Source organism: Pseudomonas sp. TE12508 (assembly GCF_056279485.1).
This window is the reverse complement of record NZ_JBWCCN010000007.1, coordinates 1-24543: the sequence shown is the minus strand read 5'-3', so window position 1 is coordinate 24543 and position 24543 is coordinate 1. Positions and strand designations below refer to the sequence as shown.

The 24543-nt window shown below is 60.0% G+C and carries 16 protein-coding genes; 2 read left to right on the top strand and 14 right to left on the bottom strand.

Annotation, left to right across the window (positions count from 1 at the left end):
• Positions 1-3: 3 nt before the first annotated feature.
• The 11 genes from ACZ9IM_RS11070 to ACZ9IM_RS11020 form a co-directional block, all read right to left on the bottom strand.
• Positions 4-3099 (bottom strand): autotransporter domain-containing protein, encoded by a 3096-nt coding sequence (locus tag ACZ9IM_RS11070; protein ID WP_476223896.1) that lies wholly within the window; start codon positions 3097-3099, stop codon positions 4-6.
• A 217-nt stretch (positions 3100-3316) separates the two neighbouring features.
• Complete coding sequence (gene eprS / locus ACZ9IM_RS11065; protein ID WP_476224054.1) at positions 3317-6274, bottom strand: autotransporter serine peptidase EprS; 2958 nt, start codon at positions 6272-6274, stop codon at positions 3317-3319.
• A 235-nt stretch (positions 6275-6509) separates the two neighbouring features.
• Complete coding sequence (locus tag ACZ9IM_RS11060; protein WP_476223895.1) at positions 6510-7880, bottom strand: TolC family outer membrane protein; 1371 nt, start codon at positions 7878-7880, stop codon at positions 6510-6512.
• 2 nt (positions 7881-7882) lie between these two features.
• A complete protein-coding gene (locus tag ACZ9IM_RS11055) occupies positions 7883-9232 on the bottom strand; it encodes an HlyD family type I secretion periplasmic adaptor subunit (protein WP_007902362.1) in 1350 nt (449 codons plus the stop codon).
• The gene (locus ACZ9IM_RS11050; protein ID WP_476223894.1) at positions 9229-11004 is read right to left on the bottom strand and encodes a type I secretion system permease/ATPase; all 1776 of its coding nucleotides are present in this window, start codon (positions 11002-11004) and stop codon (positions 9229-9231) included. The genes ACZ9IM_RS11055 and ACZ9IM_RS11050 overlap by 4 nt, the downstream gene beginning before the upstream one ends.
• 212 nt (positions 11005-11216) lie before the next feature.
• The gene (locus ACZ9IM_RS11045) at positions 11217-11639 is read right to left on the bottom strand and encodes an AprI/Inh family metalloprotease inhibitor (protein ID WP_476223893.1); all 423 of its coding nucleotides are present in this window, start codon (positions 11637-11639) and stop codon (positions 11217-11219) included.
• 97 nt (positions 11640-11736) lie between these two features.
• Complete coding sequence (locus ACZ9IM_RS11040) at positions 11737-13194, bottom strand: serralysin family metalloprotease (protein WP_427623852.1); 1458 nt, start codon at positions 13192-13194, stop codon at positions 11737-11739.
• Between the two features lie 402 nt (positions 13195-13596).
• Positions 13597-14682 (bottom strand): polyamine ABC transporter substrate-binding protein, encoded by a 1086-nt coding sequence (locus ACZ9IM_RS11035; RefSeq protein WP_427623851.1) that lies wholly within the window; start codon positions 14680-14682, stop codon positions 13597-13599.
• A gap of 44 nt (positions 14683-14726) precedes the next feature.
• Positions 14727-15068 carry a cupin domain-containing protein gene (locus tag ACZ9IM_RS11030; RefSeq protein WP_427623850.1) on the bottom strand — a complete coding sequence of 114 codons (342 nt, stop codon included), beginning with the start codon at positions 15066-15068 and terminating at the stop codon, positions 14727-14729.
• 34 nt (positions 15069-15102) lie between these two features.
• A complete protein-coding gene (locus ACZ9IM_RS11025) occupies positions 15103-16509 on the bottom strand; it encodes an NAD(P)/FAD-dependent oxidoreductase (RefSeq protein WP_476223892.1) in 1407 nt (468 codons plus the stop codon).
• A 51-nt stretch (positions 16510-16560) separates the two neighbouring features.
• A complete protein-coding gene (locus ACZ9IM_RS11020) occupies positions 16561-17376 on the bottom strand; it encodes a helix-turn-helix transcriptional regulator (protein WP_476223891.1) in 816 nt (271 codons plus the stop codon).
• Between the two features lie 277 nt (positions 17377-17653).
• Between ACZ9IM_RS11020 and ACZ9IM_RS11015 the strand changes: the two genes are divergently transcribed.
• Positions 17654-17929, top strand: a complete 276-nt coding sequence (locus ACZ9IM_RS11015; RefSeq protein WP_007896200.1) for a DUF1652 domain-containing protein — start codon at positions 17654-17656, stop codon at positions 17927-17929.
• A gap of 212 nt (positions 17930-18141) precedes the next feature.
• Here the strand turns inward: ACZ9IM_RS11015 and ACZ9IM_RS11010 are convergent, their stop codons facing one another.
• From ACZ9IM_RS11010 to ACZ9IM_RS11000, 3 genes are all read right to left on the bottom strand, one after another.
• Complete coding sequence (locus ACZ9IM_RS11010; RefSeq protein WP_427623847.1) at positions 18142-19323, bottom strand: cystathionine gamma-synthase; 1182 nt, start codon at positions 19321-19323, stop codon at positions 18142-18144.
• Positions 19320-20696: a pyridoxal-phosphate dependent enzyme gene (locus ACZ9IM_RS11005; protein ID WP_008069858.1), complete on the bottom strand. Its 1377-nt coding sequence runs from the start codon at positions 20694-20696 to the stop codon at positions 19320-19322. Before ACZ9IM_RS11005 ends, ACZ9IM_RS11010 begins: the two co-directional genes overlap by 4 nt.
• A gap of 289 nt (positions 20697-20985) precedes the next feature.
• Positions 20986-23460 carry a UvrD-helicase domain-containing protein gene (locus ACZ9IM_RS11000; RefSeq protein WP_476223890.1) on the bottom strand — a complete coding sequence of 825 codons (2475 nt, stop codon included), beginning with the start codon at positions 23458-23460 and terminating at the stop codon, positions 20986-20988.
• A 279-nt stretch (positions 23461-23739) separates the two neighbouring features.
• Between ACZ9IM_RS11000 and ACZ9IM_RS10995 the strand changes: the two genes are divergently transcribed.
• Positions 23740-24435, top strand: coding sequence for a pirin family protein (locus tag ACZ9IM_RS10995; protein ID WP_476223889.1), 696 nt, complete (start codon positions 23740-23742; stop codon positions 24433-24435).
• The last annotated feature ends 108 nt before the right edge of the window (positions 24436-24543 follow it).

The following is a 24543-nucleotide window of genomic DNA, read 5'->3' as shown; positions in this document are numbered from 1 at the left end:
AAATCAGAACTGCCAGTCCAGGGTCAGGCCCACACCGTGGTCTTTTTCCCGGGAGCCGAGCAGCCCGTTGTAATCCAGGTTCAAACGGGTATCGCGGCCCAGCGCCAATCCGGCACGGGCACCGACTACCGCGGCATCGCGGTCCATGGACACGCTTTGCACGCTGAACGCGGTGTTGCCATTGACGAAGGCCAAGTGGTCTTCGGAACGGGTGTTGCTCAGGTTGTGCTGCCAGCCGAGCGTGCCGGACAGTTCCAGCTGTTGCTGGTCGGACAACGCAATGGCTTTGCTCGCCCGCAGGCCAAGGGTCGAGAGCACCACGTCGCGGTTGTTTTCACCGCCCTTGAGTGCGGCGGCGTCACCTTTTTCGCTAAAGCTTTCAGTGTTCAAATGCACATAAGCCAGATTGACGAACGGCTCCAGAGCGATCGGTTGCAGGTCCAGGCGATACGCCGCTTCGGTGAACAGTTGCGCGGAGGTCGCATCGCGTTTGGATTTCTGCTTGCCGCTGACACCGTTAAATTGCAGGTCACGTTTGACGTCGATGCGATGCCAGCTGTAAGCACCACCGACGCTCAGGCGCAACGCGTCGATTTCATGGCCCAGGTACGCACCCAAGTGGTAGCTGTCGACCGAGGCCGACGAGTGCGTGCCATCGCCCATGCTCAACGAGCTGTCGCTATAACCGGTGACGAAACCCAGTCGGGTATCTTCAGTGATCAAGCCATCGACACCGGCCAGCAGCCCGCCAATGGAGCTGTTGGAACTGGCGTTGTCATGCCCGCCATCGCTCTTGCCCCAGGCGCCGAGCACTTTGAGCCAGGCGTTGCTGCGGTCATCGGTGGGAGCCCCGGCGTCGAACAAATCGTGCTCACGCAGACGCTCGCCGACTGCATCGCGCAAGTAGCGGCTGTCATTAATCAGCAGCGTGCCGATTGCCGGATGAATTTCCCCGGAGAGTTGCTGGAACGCTTGTTGCGCGACAGCGGCGGTCGGCGACAACAGCAGGGTTTCGTAGAGCGGATTGCCTGCGCCCAACTGCTCGGCGGCAGCGGCCACGGCGCGTTGGTTCGGGGTTTGGCCAACGCTGGTGAAGGAGGTCGCGTTGCGCACCACCGCCAGTTGAATGCCGCCAGCCGAGTAGTCGAGGGTGCCGCCGAGGAACAGGTAGTCCGGCACCACTGCACCGAAGCGCCCTTCGATCCCACCGGCCGCTTGCAGAATGTTGTACTGATTGCCGAGCAGGGATTTCGCTTCGCTGGTGGTCAGCAATGTCGGGCTGTTTTCCAGAGACAGGCTAACCGTTGCGCCTTCGATCACAGCCTTGCCGCCGGCAATGATCTGGTCGCTGCTGGTGGGCGACAGCTCTACGGCGTAGGTCGAGCCAGGCTCGAAAGTCACGTCGCCCGCCACCTGCAAGGTACCGATGGAGTTGCCGGGCGCCACGGTACCGCCGCTTTTCGCGGTCAGCGCCGCGATGCTGCCGTTACCGCCGAGGATCCCGCTGTCATTGACGGTGACGGCCGACAGCAGCGAACCGTTGATGGCCAATCGGCCCTGATTGACCAGGGTCGGGCCGGCGTAGGTATTGGCGCCGGTCAGCACCAGTGTGCCGATGCCCTGCTTGGTCAGGCCGCCATGGCCGGAAATGTCATTGCGCCACACGTCGAGCCCGCAATGCACGTCATTGCACACACGCTCGGTGGGTTTGCCGGCGTCGATGATCGCGCCGATACCCGGCAAGTCCGCGACAAACTGGCTGGATCCGTAGGCGCCGTCGATGCGGAATTCCTCGGGAATGTCCTGCTCGGTCACGAACATCGCCGGGCCATCGATGCCTTTGCGCAGGTTGATCATGCCCCAGCCGTACAGCGAGTCGACGCCGGGTGCGCCGAGATCGGTGGCAGTGGTGCGCAGTACGCTGGCGACTTGCGCGCCGGTCATGTACGGGAAGCGTTCCATCAATACCGCCACCGCGCCTGCAACGTGCGGCGCCGCCATGGAGGTGCCGTTGTAATTGGCGTAGCCGGTGCTCAGGTCATCGGCATTGGTGCCGCTGATGATCGAGCTGTAGATGCGGCTGCCCGGTGCCGACACGCAGAAGCTCGCGGTATAGCCGCAGCGTGACGAAAACGTACTGATGTTGTAAGGGTCGGGACTGCTGGTGTCCGGATTTCTCTGCAACGCGGCGACGGTCATCCAGTTCGGCGCGATCTCCGGGACGAAATAACCGAGACCGGCGATGGCATCCGGGTTGTTGAGGTTGTAGTCGTTGCCGGCGGCGAAGATCGTCACGATGCCACTGCGGGCCGCCGCGATGGCGCCGTCGTAGGCACCGCCGGGTTTGGTCCCCAGCAAGGTCTGGATCTCGTTGAATTGCAGTTGTGCGTCTTGCACGGTGAAGTGCGGGTACGCCGGATCCCGACCACCCAGGTCGAAGCGATCAGTGATGCCGATGCCCCAGCTGTTGTTGATGATCCGCGCGCCGCTGGCGATCAGGGCATCCCAACCGGCCTTGTACACCGCGCCGTCGTTGCCGCGAATGATCCCGTCTTCCGGGCCCGGGTCACCGTTGTCGGCACTGATGATTTGCGCACCAAAGGCAACGCCGTGCATCGGGCCGCCATCGCGACTGCCCGCGGCGATCCCGCCAACGTGAGTGCCGTGGGCACCGAGTTTGCCGTTGGAGCCCAACGAGGGCGAACCGTCATACAGAAAGGCATCCCCGGCTTTGACCGGAATATATGGGTCGGTGTATTCGCGGATGCCGCTGGTGACCAGGGTTATCACCTTATTGGCCCCGGAAAACTCCGGGTGCAAGGCGTAAACCGGTTGATCGAAAATCCCCAGCTTCACGCCTTTGCCGGTGTAACCGGCGGCGTAGGCCTCCTGAGCGTTGATCGCCCCCAGCCCCCAATCGGCGTTGAACTCTGTGCTGCGCCAGCTATCGGGATCGCCTGTCCTGCCGTTTTCCACGTAGGGCACCGCGTGTGCGGTGCCCAGGGTGGCCAATGCGCAGAGCAAGGCGCGATTGAGGGTTTTTAAAGTAGTAAACGTGCTGCCCGACCGAGCGGGCGAATTGTTGTTTTCAGCTCTCATCCAGCGACCATCCTTAGTTATGTTGCCAAAATCCTTGTGCCTCAAGGCCCACCCAATTCCTGTCAGTCAAGGCACGGAACCTGTGGGAGCGAGCCTGCTCGCGATAGCGTCGGGTCAGTCAATATTGATGCTGAATGTTCCGCCGTCATCGCGAGCAGGCTCGCTCCCACAGGTTTGCGCACCTTGACTAGGCATGAGGGCAATCCCTTCGCTGCCGTTAAAACTGCCAATTGAGACTCAGCCCGACGCCGTGGCTCTTCTCGCGGCTGGCCAGTTGGCCGGTGTAATCAAGGTTCAACCGAACATCCCGGCTCAAGGCCAGGCTGGCATGGGCGCCCACCAGCGCCGCATCGCGAACCAGTGGCGAGCTTTGCACCACGAACGGAGTGCCACCGCTGGCGAACGCCAGGTGTTCCTCGGAGTCGGTGTTGCTCAGGTTGTGCTGCCAACCGAGGCTGCCGCTCAGGTCCAGTTGTTGCTGACCGGACAGCGTTACTGTTTTCAGTGCGCGTACGCCCAAGGTGCTGAGTACCGCGTCACGCCGGTCGCCACTGCTTTTGAGCGCGGCGGCGTCACCTTTTTCGGTGAAGCCCTCGGTGTCGAGGTGCACGTAAGCCAGATTGGCGAATGGCTCCAAGGCCAGTGCTTGCAGGTTCAAGCGATAGGCCGCTTCGCCGAATAGCTGGGTGGTCCCGGCGTCGACCTTGGTTTTCTGTTTGGCACTGACGTCGCCGTATTGCAGGTCACGTTTGATGTCGGCCCGATGCCAGCTGTAGGCCCCCCCGGCACTCAGACGCCAGGCGCCCAGTTCGTGGCCGGCATAGGCGCCCAGGTGATAACTGTCGACCTGCGCTGATGAATGAGTTCCGGAGCCCATGCTGACCGAGCTATCGCTGTAACCGGCGACCAGGCCGACACGGGTTTCGTCATCCACTGCGCCATCGACACCGGCCAGCAAACCGCCAATCGACGTGGTGTAGCCGGCGGTGTCGTGGCTGCCATCGGTCTTGCCCCAGGCGCCCAGTGCTTTGATCCAGCCGTTGCTTCGGGAACCGTTGGCTTCGTTGAGACGCTCACCGACCGCATCACGCAGATAACGGCTGTCATTGATCAACACCGAGCCCAGCGCCGGGTAGATTTCCCCCGACAACTGCTGGAAGGCCTGTTGCGCTGAACTGGCGGTCGGCGACAGCAATAGGCTTTCGTAGACGGCGTTACCCGCGCCAAGCCCTTCCACAGCGGCCGCGACATTACGCTGATTCGGCGTTTGCCCGACGCTGGCGAAGGGTGTGGCGTTACGCTCAACGCTCAACTGAATGCCAGTCGCGGCGTAATCGAGGCTGCCGCCGATGAACAGGTAGTTGGGCAGCACCGCGCCGAACTGGCCTTGAATGCCGCCCGCCGCTTGCAAGATGTTGTACTGATGGCCCAGCAGGCTTTGCACTTGTTGGGTGCTGAGCAAGGTCGGGCTGTTTTCCAGGGACAGGTTCACGGTGGCGCCACTGATCGTGGCCGTACCGCCGGCAATAATCTGGTCGCTGCTGGTGGGTGACAGTTCGACGGCATAAGTCGAACCCGGTGCAAACATCACATCGCCGCTGACTTGCAACGTACCGATGGAGTTACCGGGTGCCACGGTGCCACCGGCATTGGCGGTCAAGGCAGCGATCCGTCCGTTACCGCCGAGAGTGCCGCTGTCATTGACGGTCACCGCCGACGTCAGCGAGCCGTTCACCGCCAGCAAACCGCCGTTGACCGTGGTCGGGCCGCGATAAGTGTTGTCACCGGTCAGCATCAACCGCCCGGCACCGGACTTGATCAGGCTGCCTTCGTAGACTCGGTTGGCGGCGGCGGAATCACGAGCCATGCCCACCGCGTAGTCGGTCTGATCCTGCTGACTGGCACCGACCGGCACACCGCTCTGCCAGCCTTTGTCCAGCAATTCCTGTTGCCAGGCGCTGCGTTCGGCGGCGTCTTCGGCCTGGCGCTGAATCAGCGCCTTGTCCGTGATGTCATGACTCCAGACATCGCTTTGCCCGGCCCCCAGATTGGCGTCGAACGACCCGAGCAATTGCCCCGGCCCGCGCATCGCCCGTTCGAGGTTGGCCACGCCCCAACCGATGCGCGTGCCCGGTGCGTCGGTGATTGAGCCGTCGAGCTGGGTCGCGGTGGTCAGCAGCACCTCCAGCGCCTGCTGGTTGTTCATGTACGGATAGCGTTCCATCACCAGCGCCAATGCGCCGGTGGCATGCGGCGCGGCCATGGAGGTGCCGGATTTGATCGCGTAACCGCCACCGGGAATGGTGCTGTCGACCTTCGCGCCGGGCGTTGTGATACACCAATATTTGGCGATCCCGCACTGGTTGTATTTCTGCCGATTGCTTTGATCCAGCCCCGACACCGCCAGCCAGTGGCCTTCCAGGTCCGGCTGAAAGTACGGCAAGGCCGAACGCACGCTGGCATTCGGGTAGCCGCTGTTGCCGGCGCTGAACACGTTGATCACGCCACGCCGCGAAACGTCGGCGGCGGCGTCGAGCCAGGTGCCTTTGTTCCAGTGCTGGGCGTAGGCAGCGTGCAGGTCGTCGAGGGTTCGGTAGCTGACGTCCGGCGGCTGACTGCCCCAGCTGTTGTTGATCGCGCGTACGCCAGCATCCGCCAAGGCGTTATAGACCGCAGTGAAGTAGCGCGGGTCGGGGTTGGGGCCGAACAGGAAACTGTCGTTCTTGTTGGTGTTGCCAACGTAGATTTGCGCGTTGTACGCCACGCCGTGCATGCCGGTGCCATCCCGGGAAGCGCCCATGGTGCCGGTGACGTGGGTGCCGTGGGAGTCGTTGTTGGTGTTGAGCGTGCCGTCGACGTTGAACGCTGAGCCGTCGACATAGCTGCCGCTGGCCGTCACCGCGTGATAACGGTCTGCGGCAAATTCGGGATGGCTGGAATCGAAACCGGAATCCAGCGCGCCGATTTTCACGCCCTTGCCGGTGATGCCGGCGGCATAGGCTTGATCGGCCTGCATGCGCGCCAGGCCCCAATCGCGCTGGAACTCTGTCGAGCGCCAACTGGCTGCGTCGCCGGGTTTGCCGGTTTCCAGATAAAGCGCCTGGGCTGGGCCTGGTACTGATGAAATCAGGAGCAATAGCGTGCCGACCGACATCGGCTTGATCTGTACGTCCATGTGCATGACATCTCGCTTTCTTGGCGTTTTTAGAGTTGTAGTCCCCCGGTTCAGGGGCGGTGTTTCATTGCTAACTCAAATACTGTGTCCCGGTGCCCTGTGGCGAGGGGGCTTGCCCCCGTTGGACGGCGAAGCCGTCCCAAAACCGGAATCGGTGATTCAACAGACATGTCGCATTTGCCGGACTTGCGACTGCTTCGCAGCCGAACGGGGGCAAGCCCCCTCGCCACAGGGGTTATTGGGTCTTCGTTGGCCGGCCCTGGCCGAAGGCCTCATCCACCTTGGCCAGGTCCTGCTCGCTCAAGGTTCCGGCGTAGTAATGCAATTTGGTCCAGGCCATCAAATAGTCGTAGCGTGCCTGGGCCAGATCCCGGCGAGTGGTAAACAGTTGTTGTTCGGCGTTCAGCGCATCGAGGTTGACCCGTTCGCCGCCCAAAATGCTTTGTTTGGTCGAGATCACCAGCGCTTCCGCCGACGTCAACGCCTTCTGATAAGCCCGCAATTTATTAACCCCCGACAGGCAGGCGCTGAACTGGCGGCGCAGCTGGATCAAGGTTTCCCGGGTCTTGCCATCCAGTTCGTATTCGGCCTGTTCCATGGTGCGGCTGGCCTGCCGGGTCGAGGCCGAAACCCCGCCACCGGCATACAGCGGCACATTGACTTCAATGCCAATGGTGTTGGTGTCGTAGCGCTGGTTGTAGGTGTTGCCGCTTTCCGATTCGTTCTGGCGCACCGAGGCGTAGGCGCTGACTTTTGGCAGGTGGCCGGCGCGGTTGCGTTCCACTTCGTAGCGCGCCACTTCCACCGCCTGACGCTGGGAGGCCAGGTTTGGGTTATTGGCCACCGCCATCTCGTGCCAGGTGTCGTAGTTGGCCGGTTGCAGGGTGAAGGTCTGGAAGTTCTGATCCAGTGGCGTCAGGTCGGCAATGTCGATGGCCGGCACGCCAATCAGTGCGCCCAGCTCGCGCAGGGCCGCATCCTGTTCGTCACGCGCCTCGATTTCCTCGGCGGTCGCCAGTTCATAACGTGACTCGGCTTCGAGGATATCGGTGCGCGTGCCCTCGCCTTGGCGGAACATCTGCTCGTTCTGCTGAAACTGCTGCTCGAAGGCTTTTTTCTTGGCCCGCGCAATGTCGATCTGGTCCTGAGCGAACAGCGCCTTGGTGTAATTCTCCAGCACGCGAACCAGCAGTTCCTGGCTCTTGCCGCGGAAGTTTTCGTCAGCGAACAGCGATTGCGCCACGCCTTTGCGGTACGCCGCATAAGCCTCGTAATCGAGCAGCGGCTGTTGCAGGGTCAAGGTCGAGCCGTAACTGCTGTAGTTGCGGTCCTCGGTGAAGTCTGGTCTCCCCTCATTAATCTGAGTGACCTTGGAGGTGTTACGCCCCTTGTTGTAGTTGTAACCCAGCCTCGGCAGCAGGCCTGCGCGGCCGATGGCGCGGTTTTCAAGGCCTGCATCGCGCTCCTTGATGGCGCCGAGAAACACCGGATCATTGCGTAACGCTTGCTCATAAATGTCGAACGGCCCCAGGGCCATCGCGCTGTTGCACGTCAGCAACGCCAGGGTCGCTGCGAGCAGGGAAAACTTATTCATACAGCCGAACATCCTTATTCCTCGGTCAACGCGGAGCCTGCCCGGTCGAGCAGCGGTTTGAACAAATAGTTGAGGAGTGAACGTTCACCGGTACGCACGAACATTTCTGCCGGCATGCCCGGCTTGATCACCAGACCGTTGAGTTTTTCCATGGCCTGATCACTGACGCTACTGCGCAGCACGTAGTACGGCACACCGGTTTTCTCATCGACCATCTGGTCGGCGGAGATCAGGCTGACTTCGCCGGGAACTCGCGGGGTACGGCTCTGGTTGAACGCGGTGAACAGAATGTCCACCGGCAAATGCGTGCCGACCTTGTCGATCAGGTTAATCGGCAGGTGCCCTTCCACTTCCAGGCGGGTACCTTGCGGGACGATCTCCAGCAGCGTGTCGCCCTGACGCACCACCGCGCCTTCGGTGTGAACCCCAAGGTTGACGGCGATGCCGTCGGCGGTCGCGATGATTTCGCTGTGTTGCAGGTCGAAGCCGGCGGAAGTCAGTTGCTCTTCCAGGGTCACGCTTTTGAGTTGCGCGTCGGCCAGTTGGCTGCGGACTTCCTTCTGGTATTCCTCGCTGTGCTGTTGCAGTTTCAGCCGGGATTCAAGGATGCCCTGCTCCACCCGGCCGCTTTCACCGGTGTTTTCTGCCAGCTGTTGCTGCACTTGCGACAACTGACGCTGGTAATCCATCAAGCGGTTGCGCGGGATGTAGCCGTTGTCCGCCAAGGGCTGAAGATTGCTCAACTGTTGTTGCAGGGAACTGGCCTGGGCCGTCAGGTCGGTGCGTGCGCGGCGCATGCCGGCCAGTTGCGCGCTGGCGCCTTCGATGTTCGCGCGCAGGGCCGCTTGTTCGCGGGAAAAGGCTTCGCGACGGCTGCTGAACAATTGCCGTTGGCCTTCGAGCACCAGGGCCAGACGCGGGTCAGGATCGTTGCTCAGTTCGGCGGGGAAATTCACCTGTTTGAGGTTGTCCCGCTCACTCTGCCAGCGTGCCAGGCTGGCCCACGCCATGCGGTACTGCGCTTGCAGCGATTGCACGTCGGCCGCGACCTGAGTCTGGTCGAGGCGGAACAGCGGCTGGCCCTGCTTCACCACCTGCCCTTCGCGCACCAGAATCTGGCTGACCACGCCGCTGCTCATCGATTGCACGGCTTTTCGCTTGCCCGAGACCACCACGGTCCCCTGCACCGGAATGCCTTGATCGAGCGGCGCGAGGCTCGCCCACGTGAAGAAACTGCCAGCACCGACAATCGCCAGAATCCAGCCCATGCGGGCGAAGAAACGCGCGTCGCGCTCAGGGCGTTCGGCGATGTAGTCGTGTTCCATCGTCGCTTCGCTGTCGTCGTTCATGCGTGTGCTGCTCATACACCCGAATTCCTTGTCGTGGGCTGATACTGCCGGCTCATGCTGAGCCCGCCCGGTGCCTGTGCAGGTTTTTCACGTTGCTGCTCCTGAGCGCCGGACAGCGCCTTGAGCACTTCCTGGCTTGGGCCGAAGGCCTGCAAGCGACCTTCGTTGAGCACCAGCAATTTGTCGGCCTGGGCCAGGGCCGAAGAGCGATGGGTAACCAGAATCACGCTGGTGCCCCGGGCTTTCATTTGCGCGATAGCGCCGGCCAATGCCGCTTCGCCGACGGTGTCGAGGTTGGAGTTCGGTTCATCCAGCACCACCAGGCTCGGGTGGCCATACAGCGCTCGAGCCAGGGCCACACGTTGTTTCTGGCCGCCGGACAAACCGCTGCCGTCCTCGCCAAGCACGGTGTCGTAGCCTTGCGGCATGCGCAGGATCAGTTCATGAACACCAGCCTGTTGCGCGGCTTCGACGACTTTTTGCGGATCCGCCTCACGGAATCGGGCGATGTTTTCGGCGATGCTGCCGCTGAACAGTTCGATGTCCTGGGGCAGATAACCGATGTAAGGGCCGAGGTCGTCGCGGTTCCAGCGATGAATGTCCGCGCCATCGAGCCGCACCGTGCCGCCGAGCGTCGGCCAGACGCCGACCAGCACTCGGGCCAGGGTCGATTTACCCGAGCCGGAAGCCCCGAGCACGCCCAGCACTTCCCCGGCGCCCAGGTTGAAATTGACCATGTGCAAGGTCGCTGCCCGTTGCCCTGGCGGGCCGGCGCTGACTTGCTCGAAGGTGATCTGGCCTTTCGGCGCCGGCAGCGCCATGGCCTCGTCAGTCGGCGGGTAGGCTTGCAGCAAGGCGTCGAGACGGCGGTAAGCGAGTTTTGCGCCGCTCCACTGTTTCCATACAGCGATCAACTGATCGATGGGGCTCAGTACCCGGCCCATCAAGATGGAACCGGCGATCATCATCCCGGCGGTCATGTCACCCTGAATCACCAGCAAGGCGCCCAGCCCCAGCACCAGGGATTGCAGGCACAGGCGCAGGGTTTTGCTCAGGGAGCTAATAACCGCGCCGGTGTCACTGGCCTGATTCTGCAAGCCGAGAAAACGCGAGTGCACCTGGAACCAGCGCTTGCGCAAGACACCGAGCATGCCCATGGCCTGAATGGTTTCGGCGTTGTGCAGGTGACTGGTGGCCAGTTGGCTGGATCTTTGGGAAAACCCCGCGGCTTCGCCCAAAGGCTTTTTGGTCATGGCCTCGTTGAGGCAGGCCAGCCCGATCAGCAGTACCGCGCCCGCGGTGGCCAATACGCCGAGCCAGACGTTGAACAGAAAGATCACAAACAGATACACCGGAAACCACGGTGCGTCGAAGAAGGCAAACAGCGCCGGGCCGGTGACGAATTGGCGAATATGGGTCAAGTCGCCCAGGGATTGCCCCGCGTTGCCCTCGCCCTTGAACAGGTTGCGCTCGAAAGCGGCTTGATACACCCGCAGGTTGAAGCGGCGCTCCAGTTGGCTGCCGATACGGATAACAATGAAGCTGCGCACGATCTCCAGCAAACCGATAAAAGCGAAGAACCCGACCACCATCAACGACAACATTGCCAAGGTGGTTTCGTTTTGCGAAGACAGTACCCGGTCATAGACCTGCAGCATATAAATCGATGGGACCAACATCAGCACGTTAATCAGTGCGGTAAAACACCCGACGCTGATCAGGATGCTCTTATAGTCGCCCAGTGCCTTGAATAACGGTGCGGTGGCCGGGCTCTTCGCCATCTTCATTGGTTTTTCCTGAGGTATTAATCCTCGCCTTACTTGACGAGGTTCCAATTAACTGTCCGCACATGGCCGAGACATTCTTTTTGCCGGTTATCGCTTACACACTAATAACAACTCTTTGGGTTCTTCAAAGAATTCCTGTTATTGATCGGCTGCTTATAACGGCAATAACAAGCTTTATATTCAGCGCCTGGCGCCTGTCCGACATTTTTCACTTAATGCGCAGTGCGCTCGAGCGTAATGATCAGACCTGACTTCAAGGTGCTTTTATAAAGCCCCTCACGCTGTCGGCTGAAAAACACAATTCTTGAGCCTTCTTTACCGGTCACGGTAATGCCATCCGGTTCCGGGAACCAGCCAATCGCCGAATCGTTCAGCCAGGCGCCGAGGCAGTCGGCCCCCTCGCCCAGGGTCTGGTTCAAATTGAACTCGATCGTGCAAACATTCGACGGTTTGTCCTGCAGTGCCTGGGACTCGGGGGAGTCTTGCGCGGTATTCAAGGTGGCCTGCCATTTCCCGGCGAGTTCCGACGGGTCGGCTAATTTCAGACTGCTTGCCATGGCTACCTCTCCAAGAAACATCATCAGCGTCGCCAACAGCCACGCGGTTGCTTTGTAAGTAAAAGCGTTCTGGATCATAGGGCGTTTTACTCTGGGTTGTAGCCTTACTCATAACACTTACCGTTCAAGGGACAGAGAGCGGCGCCTCAAGCGCCGCCCTCCTTTTTGCCTTGAATCAGGCCACGATGTCCGAGAACGCCGCCTGGCCAACGGTGCTGACCAGGAAGTCAGCCACTCCGTGCCCGGAGAAGTCCACCGACAACAGGCTGTTACCGCCCGAAGTGGTCAACACTGCATCGCCTGCCGCACCGGTGAACGAGTTCACGAAATGCAGGCCCGCGCCTTTGGTGATGCCGGTCAGGTCGATCTTGTCCAGGCCACTGACAAAGTCGAGGATCTGGTCGACGGCACCTGGCTTGGAGTCGCTGCTGGCCGCGAACACAAAGGTGTCCGAACCCGAACCACCCCACAGTTTGTCCGAACCGCCCGCGCCGAAGAGGATGTCGTTGCCGGCACCGCCCTTCAACTCGTTGGCCACGCTGTTACCGATCAGCAGGTCGCTACCCGAACCGCCAATCGCGTTCTCGACGGTGACACCCTTGGCAATGGACACGTTGCCCACCATGCCGCCAACATCGGAGAACGAGGCTTCATTGAGGTTGATCTTCTGGTTTTGGGTAAAACCGGAGAAATCCAGGGTGTCCTTGCCGCCCGCATCCCAGACCGAGAACACGACTTTGTCCGACGACGAAGACGCGCTCAGGAAGTCGCGACCGGCGTTGGAGTTGAAGCCGTAGGTGGTATCACCGGTACGGGTAGTGGTGTTGGCACCGTAGAGTTTCTGGATGGCGGCGATATCGTCCATCAGCGGGCCGGACGCATAGGCTTCCACACCGCCCTTGCTGAAGTTCTGGTCGGTATTGCTCTCGCTCCAGTAACTCATGACGCTGTAACCGCGGGTGTCTTCGCCGTAGGTCGCGTCATTGTAGGTCGGTGCGCCTTCACCAGCGTTGTAGTCGCCAGGGTGAGCCAGGCCCAGAGAGTGACCGATTTCGTGGGTCAGGGTCTGACGGCCGTAGTTGTTCAGATCTGGCGTCTTGTTGACGTTATAGCCACTGCCCGTCAGATACCACGAAGTACCGTCATAACCTGCACCGGTGCCTGGCAAGTAGGCGAATGCTGCCGCGCCATCCTGACCACCACTGTAGTTTCCGAACGTCATGTGACCGTCACCGCCGGAGGACTTCTCGGTGAAGGTGACATTGGCCACGTCGGCCCAGGATTGCATGGCGAGTGCGGCCTGTGCTTTCTGTTGCGCGCTGAACTGACTGAACCCGGTGATGCCGTGCTTGTTCATGGTGCTCGATGAGGCCGAGGTCAGGAACGTGTAGGTGAGTTCGATTTTGCCGCTGCCGTCCTTGTCCTGGTAGGCAGCGCCGTCACGCAGCAGCTGGGTAGCAGCCTCGTCGACGGAGAAGGAGGGTTTGCCATTGACCGTGAGATTGCCACCCCGATCATACTGATGGCTGAAACTATCGATCTGGTTGTAGGCGGAACTGGGTGCAGCCAGCGCTTGCAATGGCGCAAAGGCCTGTTCGGCAAGATCAATAGCGTTGTCTTTTACTTTCGACATAAACACACTTCCTTGTTTAGTAATGGAACAGTTTTTGTCCGATACGACAATCTCTGGCGAGATCGTCCTATCACTCGCCCAATGAAGGCGTATAAAAACTGACACAATTCGAAATCAAACGTCTACATTTTTTTTGACGTCAAATTGAGTGATTCCGGCGAACTCCAGTAAACAATGCGTGCGCTGTCGAAATATAGTTTGTAGTTGAAGGTTTTAGCCGGATTGTCCGACAATTTGCTATTTAAATATTAAATATGGGTAAGTTGTTTTTCTGTAGATGAGTTCGCATTTTTTCGGACTTATTAATATAAGTGCCAGTGTATTGCTATCAAGCAAATTAAACACTCAGTTAGTTGTAGCAGTGGCCAGGGACAGAGCTCCGTGACCACGCGAGAAATCGACTCAGCTACCCGTACGAATCTTGTTCCACACCCGCGTCCGCACCCGGTCAATGTTCAACGGCATCGCCTCCAGCGCAAACAATTTGCCCATCATTTCCGGGCTCGGATAAACCTTGGTGTCGCTCTTGATGGCCGGGTCGATCAGGCTGTCGGCCTGTTCGTTGCCGTTGGCGTAGTGCACGTAGTTGCTGATGCCAGCCATGACATCGGGACGCAGCAGGTAGTTCATGAAGGCGTAGCCGGCCTTCTCGTCCGGGGCGTCGGCGGGCATGGCGACCATGTCAAACCAGATGGCGGCGCCTTCCTTGGGGATTGAATAGCCAATGTCGACACCATTCCTGGCTTCCTTGGCGCGGTTTTCCGCCTGGATAATGTCGCCAGAGAAACCGACGGCCACGCAGATGTCACCGTTGGCCAGGTCGCTGGTGTATTTGGATGAGTGGAAATAGCTGACATAGGGCCGGACTTTCATCAGCAGCGCTTCTGCCTTTTTATAGTCCTCGGGGTTCTTGCTGTGATGCGGCAGCCCCAGGTAGTTCAGCGCCGCCGGCAACAGTTCGGGGCCGTTGTCGAGAATGGCGACGCCGCACTTTTGCAGCTTTGCCATGTTCTCGGGTTTGAAGATCAGGTCCCAGGAGTCCACCGGTGCGTTGTCGCCCAACACTGCCTTGACCTTGGCTACGTTGTAGCCAATGCCGGTGCTGCCCCACAAATACGGGAAGCCATGCTCGTTGCCCGGGTCATTGGCCTGCAACGTCTTGAGCAACACCGGGTTGAGGTTTTTCCAGTTGGGCAACTGACTCTTGTCGAGTTTTTTCAGGGCCCCACCCTCAATCTGTCGGGCCATGAAGTGGTTGGACGGGAACACCACGTCATACCCGGATGTGCCGGTCATCAACTTGCCATCAAGGGTTTCGTTGCTGTCGAAGACGTCGTAACTGAAGGCGATGCCGGTTTCTTTCTGGAAGTTCTTGGTGGTGTCCGGGGCGATGTAGTCCGACCAGTTGTAGATTTTCACGGTCTCGGCGGCCTGGCTGAAGGTCGCGACGAGCGCCAGTGGAGCAAGCGTCAGTGTCTTTCGGATCATGGGGCGATTCCTGTATGAGTTGTTGTTGGCAGGCAATCAGAAGATCAAAAAATCAAAACGTAGGTCTTGCGCACGGTTTCCTGGATGTCCCAGATGCCGAGGCTGTTGGCTGGCAACATCAGTGCATCGCCGGCTTCTATGTAGAGGGTTTCACCGTCGTCCGGAGTGAAGGTGCAGCGGCCCTGAATGAAGTGACAGAATTCCTGGGCAACGATCTGCCGGCGCCAGCGGCCGGGCGTGCATTCCCAGACGCCGGTTTCGACACCATCGTCGCGTTCGACGCTGGTGGTCGAGGCCACCGCCACTGGCGCGCCCAATGGCACGGCTACCGGAGTCGACTCTTCCAGTGTCAGGGTTGCGGTGTTCTTGAAGTGAGTGATTGGCATGGGGGGAGTACCTGTCGATTGAGAAAAATGCCGTTCAGTGCATGAAACCTTCCATGAACCCCGCGACCCGACTGGCCAGTTTGCGACGCCAGGGCGCGGTAGTCGGGTTGGCCAGGGTCTGGTCTTCGTGGACGAAGCTGCGGATGATCGCGTTGTAGCCCAGCCAGCGGCAGGGCTCGGGCTCCCAGGCTTTGAGCGCGTCGAGACCACCCTGACGAATGACCCACGGCTGGCGGACCAAATCGGTGTCGCGCTGAAGAATCAGGTCGGCCAGCGTCCGCCCGCCGAGGTTGCTGGCACCGACGCCCTCCCCGCCATAACCGCCGGACAAGGCGATGCCGCTGGCCTGATCGCAGAGCATGTGCGGCTTGAAGCGCCGGGCCATACCCAGGTTGCCGCCCCAGGCATGGGTAATTCTGACGTTCTTGAGCTGCGGAAAAAGTTCGCTGAACAGGTAGCGCCGCAACTCTATTTCGCTGGTGGTCAGGTCGAAGTCATGGCGCAACTTGCCTGCAAATTGATAGCCACCTCGGGCGCCAAATACCAAGCGGTTATCCGCCGTGCGCTGGCCATAGGTGACTTGTCGGCTGCTTTCACTAAAGGCCTGACCGTGGCTGAGGCCGATTTCGTCCCAGGTCGCGGCGGACAGCGGTTCGGTCGCCACCAGCAAACTCTGGACCGGCAACTGATAACGGTCCAACGGTGGCAATGTGGCCGCATACCCTTCTACCGCCGGCACGATCCAGCGGCTGCGAACCTGAGCCTTGGCCGTGCGCAAACTGCCCGACTGCCATTGAATGACCGGGCTGTTCTCATAAATGTTGACCCCCATGCGCTCCACCGTCCGTGCCAGACCTCGGACCAACTTTGCCGGGTGAAGGGTTGCGACGTGCGGTGCATAGATACCGCCATAAGGCTTGGCAATTCTGATCTGTTGCGCCAATTGCTCGGGACTGAGCCAGCGGTAGTCGCTTTCGGTCAGTCCTTGGTGGTAGAGCGTGTCCAGATAATGGCGCAGGCTGGCTTCCTGCTCTGGATAACGCGCAGCACAGTAAAGCACCCCGCCTTTGCGATAATCGCAGTCGATGCCTTCTCGTTCGAGCACGATCGCTACTTCATCAGGGATACCGTGCAGCAGTTCGAAAGAGGCGCGGCGCTGTTCGGCCGGTAAATCGGCGAGTAAGCGATCTTCGCCCAGCAGGTTGCCCATCAGCCAACCGCCGTTACGGCCCGAAGCACCAAAACCGGCGGTTTGGGCTTCGACGATGGCAATGTCCAGCTCCGGTGCCAGGCGCTTGAGGTAATACGCCGTCCAGAGCCCGGTGTACCCGGCGCCAATGATGGCCACGTCGACGTCCAGATCTTGTTCCAGCGCCGGGCGCGCCATCAACGGCTCGTCGAGTTGATCCATCCATAAACTGATCGTGCGCCACGCCGACATGCAAAACTCCGCCACTGAAAACTTCGATGGCGTCGATCCTAGTGCGCGGGCTCAGGGATTGTCTTGCGCGCGTGCACGCAAAGAAATTTGTTTGGCGTAAGCCTTGGGCGACATACCGGTGTGTCGGCGAAAACAGCTGTAAAACGCCGACAACGAATTGAAGCCCGCCGCGAAGGCCAGTTCGTCGATACGCAGTGGCGGTGTGGCGGCGTCCAGTGCCGCAAGCAAATGCTGCAGCCGCGCCTGATTGACGTAACGGTAGAAGCTTTGGCCGAGCACCTGATTCAGCAGGTAAGAAATCTGATTGCGGCTGTACCCGCACTCCTTCGCCACCCGTTGCAGGTCGAGTTCAGGATCCAGATAAGGTTGCTGGCGCTGGAAGTACTGCTGCAAATCTTCGGCCATGAAACTCAGCTGCCGCGGTGACAGCCCGAGTCGACTGACCGCCGGGCGCAGGTTGCGCGCGGCCTTGTCGGTCGCTTGCTCATGCACGAGCGTGGCGTATTCATTGACCCGCCAGATCAGCCCGTCACGTACGGTAATCGCCTCGCTGGTCCGAAACGACACCAGCCCCTCGCCGCCGCGAAGGGTGATGCGGTACTGAATGAACGCCGTGTCGTCGTCCAGACGAATACGGTCTGAATGCTCCAGGGCTTCATCCGGATCGCGGGGCATGCTGTCGCGCACATACTCGCGCAATTCATCCAGCCCCATTATGCGATTCTGGAAAAAATCGTTGTACTGAACGTCCGGGTGATAAAGCGCCATGACGCCGTCCAGATCCCGGTGTTTCCAGCGCAGGTGGTAACGCATGACCGTCTCGCCCGTGGCCTGGGTTTGCAACGGAGCATCATCATCGGCGTGCATAAAGGACTCAATGAGAAAAAACCGAGCTTGCCGAAGTTCTCGCCAGGCTTCAATGGCCCCGTGGAATGCCCCGGTAATATTGGCCTTTCGCCACAAAATCGGTGTCTCATGATCTGCGTCAAAAAAAAATGAACCAATCGCTAAACGGACTGAAAAAATCCACATGACTTTCACATCCGGATGCTACTTTTAAAGACAGTCACCGGTTGAGCCATTGAAGGTTCTTCCCTCCTGACATGAGCTAAAGGAAGCGCTCGATGATTAAGGTGGGCAACACATGAATAAAGGTTCCTTCAGCAAAGTCACTTTTCCAAATGCCTGCCAGCTGATGCGCTGGCATTTTCATCCCATGGGTTTCGAAGCGACCATGGATGCGCCGGGCAGTATGGTTGCGCGGCTGTTCGACCGCGCCAGTGGCGAAACCATGATCGCCATTGCCGGCATTCCTTGCGCAACGGTCATGAATGCGGCGGATGTAGAACGAATCATTGAAGCTGTGGAAGATGAGCTGGAGGCGTTCATTCCGCCGGAGGCCCTCAGGAGTTATGCCTGATGGTCGGCGTTCCACAAAACCTGTGGGAGCGGCCTGTGGCTAGAGAGCTTGCCTGTGGCGAGGGGGCTTGCCCCCGTTCGGCTGCGAAGCAGTCGCAAAACCGGTTGATGCGTTTTACCTGAAGAGACGTGGTGGTTTTTTTTGGGGCCGCTACGCGTCCCAACGGGGGCAAGCCCCCTCGCCACACCAGCCCGCTCCCACATGGATTGCGTTTAACCGATCCGCATCAGCGCCTGAGCCAGATCGGCACGCAGGTCTTCGACATCCTCAACCCCCACTGACAAACGCACCAGCGCATCGCCGATGCCGAGTTGTGCCCGGGTTTCGACGGGGATGCTGGCATGGGTCATGATCGCCGGGTGCTCGATCAGGCTTTCCACCCCGCCCAGGCTCTCAGCCAGGGCGAAAATTCGCACACTCTCAAGGAAACGCTTGGCACCCGCCAGATCACTGTTCAGGTCGAGGGAAATCATGCCGCCGAATCCACGCATCTGCCGTCGCGCCAGTTCGTGCTGCGGGTGTGATGGTAGGCCTGGATAGTAAACGCGCGCCACCTGCGGCTGACGCTGCAGCCATTGCGCCAGCTCCAGCGCGTTGCTGCAGTGGCGTTCCATGCGCAGCGCCAGGGTCTTCACACCGCGTAATGTGAGAAAAGCGTCGAACGGCCCGGCGATAGCCCCCACCGCGTTCTGCAGAAAACCCAGCCGCTCGGCCAGCTCTGCGTTTTGCCCGACTACCGCGATGCCGCCGATCACGTCGGAGTGACCGTTCAGGTACTTGGTCGTCGAGTGCAGCACGATGTCGAAACCCAACTCCAACGGCCGCTGTATCCACGGGCTGGCGAAGGTATTGTCGGCCACACAGATGATGCCTCGCTGACGACAGATACGCGCGACGGCGTCGAGATCCGTGAGGCTCAGTAAAGGATTGCTCGGCGTCTCGACCCAGACCATCCGCGTGTCGTCCTGCAGCGCCGCTTCGAAGGCCGCCAGATCAGTCAGATCAACAAAACTGAAACGATGCCCGGCACTGCGCCGTCGCACCTTGTCGAACAGCCGGAATGTACCGCCGTACAGGTCATTGCCGGAGACGATATGGGCGCCGACGTCGAGCAGTTCGAGCACGTTGGCGATCGCCGCCAGCCCGGAAGCGAAGGCGAAGGCCCGAGTACCGCCCTCGAGGTCCGCCACGCAACGCTCCAACGCAAAGCGCGTCGGGTTGTGCGAACGCCCGTAATCGAAACCCTTATGCACACCGGGGCTCTGTTGCAGATAGGTGGAGTTGGCGTAGATCGGCGGCATCAGCGCCCCGGTGGAAGGGTCCGGTGTTTGTCCGGCATGGATCACACGGGTGGCAAATCCGCGTGGCGCGGCGGTTTCATCGTGCTGACTCATGCGAGGGATCTCCGCAAGTGATTGAGCATGTCGACGCGAGTAATCAGGCCGTGGAAGCCCGAAGTGTCGGCGATGATCGCCACCAACCCACGATCGAGCACCGCCTCCAGCTCAGCAAGACTGGCGCCGGGAGGCAGGGTTTCGAGCTTGTCGGTCATCGCGCTGGTCACGGTCATGCGAAAGTGCGTAGCGTCTTCGTGCACGCCAAACAGAATGTCGGACTCGTCGATGACCCCGACCAGCCGCTGCCCATCCACCAGCACCGGCAGTTGCGATACATCCGCCAGGCGCATGCGCTGGAACGCCGTGAGCAAGGTGTCGTCCGGCCCCACGCTAACCACCCGGCCATCCTCGAAGCGCCGCGCGATCAGGTCACGCAAGTCACCATAGCGTTTGCGCGCAAGCAGCCCTTGGTCGTTCATCCACTGGTCGTTATAGACCTTCGACAGGTAACGGGTGCCGGTGTCGCAGACGAAACTGACCACCCGCTTCGGCTCGGTTTGTTCGCGGCAGTAACGCAGTGCCGCAGCGAGCAATGTACCGGTCGAAGAGCCGCCGAGAATGCCTTCTGCGCGCAGCAGTTGGCGGGCATGATCGAAGCTTTCTTCGTCGCTGATCGAGTAAGCCTTACGCACGCTGGACAGGTCGGCAATCGATGGAATGAAGTCTTCGCCAATGCCCTCCACCGCCCAGGAACCGGGCGTACCAAGGGTGCCGCTGCGACTGTATTCGGCCATCACCGAGCCGACCGGATCGGCCAGCACCATTTCCAGGTTCGGTTGTACGCGCTGAAAGAAACGGGTCAGTCCGGTCAGCGTGCCGGCCGAACCGACACCGACGACGATGGCATCCACATCATGCTGGGTCTGCGCCCAGATCTCCGGCGCGGTGCTGCACTCGTGGGCCAGCGGGTTGGCCGGGTTGTTGAACTGATCGGCGAAGAATGCGTCGGGAATGTCCCGCGCCAACCGCGCAGCGACGTCCTGGTAATAATCGGGATGACCTTTGCCGACATCGGAACGGGTGATGTGCACCTCGGCGCCCATGGCCTTGAGGTGCAGAACCTTCTCGGTGGACATCTTGTCCGGCACCACCAACACCACCCGATAGCCCTTGGCCCGGCCGACCAGGGCCAGGCCCAGGCCGGTGTTGCCGGCGGTGGCCTCGACGATGGTGCCTCCGGGGCGCAGGCGACCATCGCGCTCGGCGGTGTCGATCATCGCCAGGCCGATGCGGTCCTTGATCGAACCGCCGGGGTTCTGTGATTCGAGTTTGAGAAACAGTGTGCATGGGCCGGTATCGAAGCGGCTGATACGCACCAGCGGCGTATTGCCGATCAGTTCGAGCACGGCGGGACGGGAGTCATTCGGCATGTCGTCACCTCGCTGCATGTATCCGCACTGGATGGACAGCGACCTGCGGCGAATCATTGCGCGCCAGTCGCAAGCAAAGCCTCGCTTTGGACCATAGGCCGGGATTGCGCCCCCCGCAACTTTTCGCAGCCAGTCGGTAGCATCCCTGTGGCGAGCGAGCTTGCTCGCGTTGGGCTGCGTAGCGGCCCCAAAAATCTGAGAACCATTGCCGATTTTTTATGAGTGCTGCGCACTCAAGCGGGAGCAAGCTCCCTCGCCACAGGTTTTCTGCTCAAGACTCTCTTGAAAGTCAGGCCGGCACTTTCCCCTGACGATGATCGACAAAGAACGCCTTGCCCTTGCCGATCCGGTCGGAGGCCTTGGGCATATTCGCAGCCGAGGTATCCTGGCCATCGACATACCAGTAGCAATGGCTCACGGCCCGGGTGATGCCCACGTAGGCCAGTCGCAGGATCTCGTCTTTCTGTGCACTGTCGTAAGCTTCGCTGTCGCCGGCCTTGCCGAGTCCGGCCATGCGATAGACCTGGTTCTTGTAGGGTGAACTGGTCAGGTGCTGACAATCGCCCAGCAGAAATACCGCATCAGCCTGCAGACCCTTGGCGCTGTGATAGGTCAGTTGTTTGAGCCGTCGAGCGTCGTATGGCAAGCTAGAATCTACATTAACTACAGACTGAATATGCTCTTCAATCAATGACTTATCGCTGCTTTTTCGATAAAGCATCAAGATTGAATCACCCTTTCTATAGTGCTCGATCAGGCGCTGGGCCATGCCCTGGTCATCCCGGTCGAGAACATTCACCGGCAGCAGCGCCTTGGGCTCACCGCTGGCCTTGGCCTTCTTGCCGGCAATCGCTGGTGCCGCGCGGACAATATGCTCCGCCGCGTCGATGATGTGCTGATGGCTACGGTAGTTGTCACTGAGCATCACTTTGGTCGTGCTCGGCGACGGGAATTCCTTGTTGAACTCCATGAAGTAAGTCGGCGAACTGCCGCGCCAGCCATAGATGGACTGCCAGTCATCACCGACACAAAGCAATGACGAACGTTGCGCGCCGCGCCTCACATGCATGGCCGGTCCGCGACTGCGGATCTCCGCCAGGCTGGCGCGAATCCACGAAACGATCTGCGGTGACACGTCCTGAAATTCGTCGATCATCAAATGCGACATTGGCCTGAGCAGCTCATCGCTCAGCAGCTTGAGATTCTCCGGTGAATGTTCACTGAACAAGGCGAACATCCGGTTGTAGGTCATCACCGGCGGCGATTGATCCAGCAGATGATCTTCCAGCGCCCGCCAGAACAGGCTCAGGGCCTCGAAGAAGAATCGGTCCGGGTCATCCTTGGCGAAACTCATCTGGCCCACAGCATTCGGCACATCCAGGCCGAGGTTTTCAATAAACCCGGCCGCCGCGACAAAACAGTCCAGCAACGGCGCGGAGCCGAGCTCGCCCTTGACCTTGTAATCGAAGCCCGGCCCGGCGCTGGCGTCTGCGCCAAGGGATGCCAAAACACGCTTTGAAGACTCATAACTGTCCAGCCATATCAAAGGCTTACGACAGAAAGCTTGAAACAGGGTGCGCTTTACCGCCCACTCTGCGCGCACCGAAAGTTTGGCATTCGGCCGGCTGACCTGAGGGTTTTCCCGAGGATCGAACCCCAGCACCACCCAGGCATCCAGCGTCGGAATATAGCCGTGGCAATGAAAGGTCGAGCCGTTGATGTCGAAGGTCTGACGATTCGGTTCGATGCCCTTGATCGGCCAGGCGCCGGCGCGAAACCATAGGTCTTCGATTGTGTCGCACAGTTCTTCATCGCGCTTGGCGGCGAGTTCAGTCACCGCCATGCGTTTCTGCACGTCCGGGTGATCACGCTCCAGCTCCTTGAGCTGCAAGGCATGACGAGACAAAGGCTTGATCAACTCGCGAAAACGCTCATCGCGGGTGTGCAGGCTGTGATAGCAGGCGTTGAGTTGCTGGCGCTGGGCATCGTTGATGCGCAGGTCGAAGGGGTTGCTGTCGACCTCCTCATCGCCGCCTTGCACGCGGTGACTGAGGTTTTCGAAGGCTTGCAGCCGCTCGAAACCTGGCAAGCTGCGGACCATCGGCAGGATGCGTGAGTGGAACGTACGCACCAGATCGCGCGCTTCCTTAAGGCTAATTCCCCGGCCCCAGACTGCAAACAATTCGATCAGTTTGTTGATGAAGTCCTTGCGCGATTCGCGGGTGAAGGTCACCACGGTCATCGAGCTCAATTCAAACCCCAGGTAATGGCTGAGCAGCAGAATTCGCAGCACCAGGGTGGTCGATTTGCCCGCGCCCGCCCCGGCGATCACCGAGGTCGACGGTGTGTCGCTGAAAATCATCTTCCACTGGGCAGCGCTCGGCTGGGCATGCGCGGGCAACAGCCGCGCCACGTCGGCCTTCATGCGCTTCTTCAGCTCTGCACTCAATGGCAGCCGCCAATCGTCAAACAGATTGTCATCGACGTTGGGCGGTCGATGTTCGGTTGAGCGTGAGTCGCGAATCAACAGAACCTGCCGACCTTCCTCCAGCCCCTCGAGTTTGCCTTCCTTATAGCCGTAATCCACCCCGGCGCTGTGGCCGCTGCGAAAACCGTCGGCTTGGCCGTGCAGCCAGGATGCACGGTGTTGCGCGCGCAGACGGGTAAGGCCGTGGCCAAAGAACCGGGCGGCCAGGCGCTTGAACAAAGGCATCTCGGCCAAAGGGCGAAGTTCGGGAGGAAGATCGGGGGTGTGTTGCGGCACGCGGACGGACTCCAGGGTGTGAGGCTGTTGAGGGCTATGGTGTCTGCATTTGCCGCTGAGTTCTAGTGAAATGCTTACAGGTCATTGGCTTATGCGATGAAGTGAAGGCTGGATGAGAATATTTCGAGGTTATTTGATATCAACTAATTCGATTGTATTGAGGCATTTTTTACGCTTTTTATCGATGGGTGCCTGATAGATCATGCTCGCCATCAACCACCGGTTCTCGTCTGTGGCTCAGGCGCTCTGCCCCATGACGAACCTTTTCAGGAGACGATCATGCTTGAACTCAGACCCTTCAATTCGCTGGGCGGCGCGCACCATGGCTGGTTGGATGCCCATCACCACTTTTCGTTCGCCGAGTACCACGACCCCAAACGCATGAACTGGGGCAACCTGCGGGTATGGAACGACGATGTGATTGCCCCCGGCACCGGGTTCCCGCAACACCCGCACCGGGATATGGAAATCATCACCTACGTTCGTGAAGGCGCTATTACCCACCAGGACAACCTCGGTAACAAGGGCCGCACCGAAGCGGGCGACGTTCAGGTCATGAGCGCCGGCACCGGGATCGCTCACAGTGAGTACAACCTGGAAGCGACCGAAACCCGGATCTTTCAGATCTGGATCATCCCCAACGAAGCCGGTTCGGCACCGTCGTGGGGTGCCAAGCCGTTCCCCAAAGGCGAGCGCGAAGGTTTCGTGACCCTGGCCAGCGGCAAGGCCGGCGACGATCAAAGCCTGCACATTCGCGCCGATGCGCGCCTGGTGGCGGCGAATCTGAAGGCCGGGGAGTCTGCGGAGTATCACCTGGACAGCGGCCGTCGGGCTTATCTGGTTCCAGCCACTGGGGTCATTGAAGTCAATGGTTTGCGTGCACAAGCTCGAGACGGTGTTGCAATTGCCAATGAGCAGGTGCTGCGCGTAACGGCGATTGAGGACAGTGAGATTGTGTTGGTGGATGTGGCTTGATGCGGTAAATGCGTGTCTAGTCCTGAAATAGGTTTACACCTGTTTCACCCTAACGCCCGATGCACCGCATCGGGCGTTTTGTATTTCAAAGACAGGTGCGGACGCTCG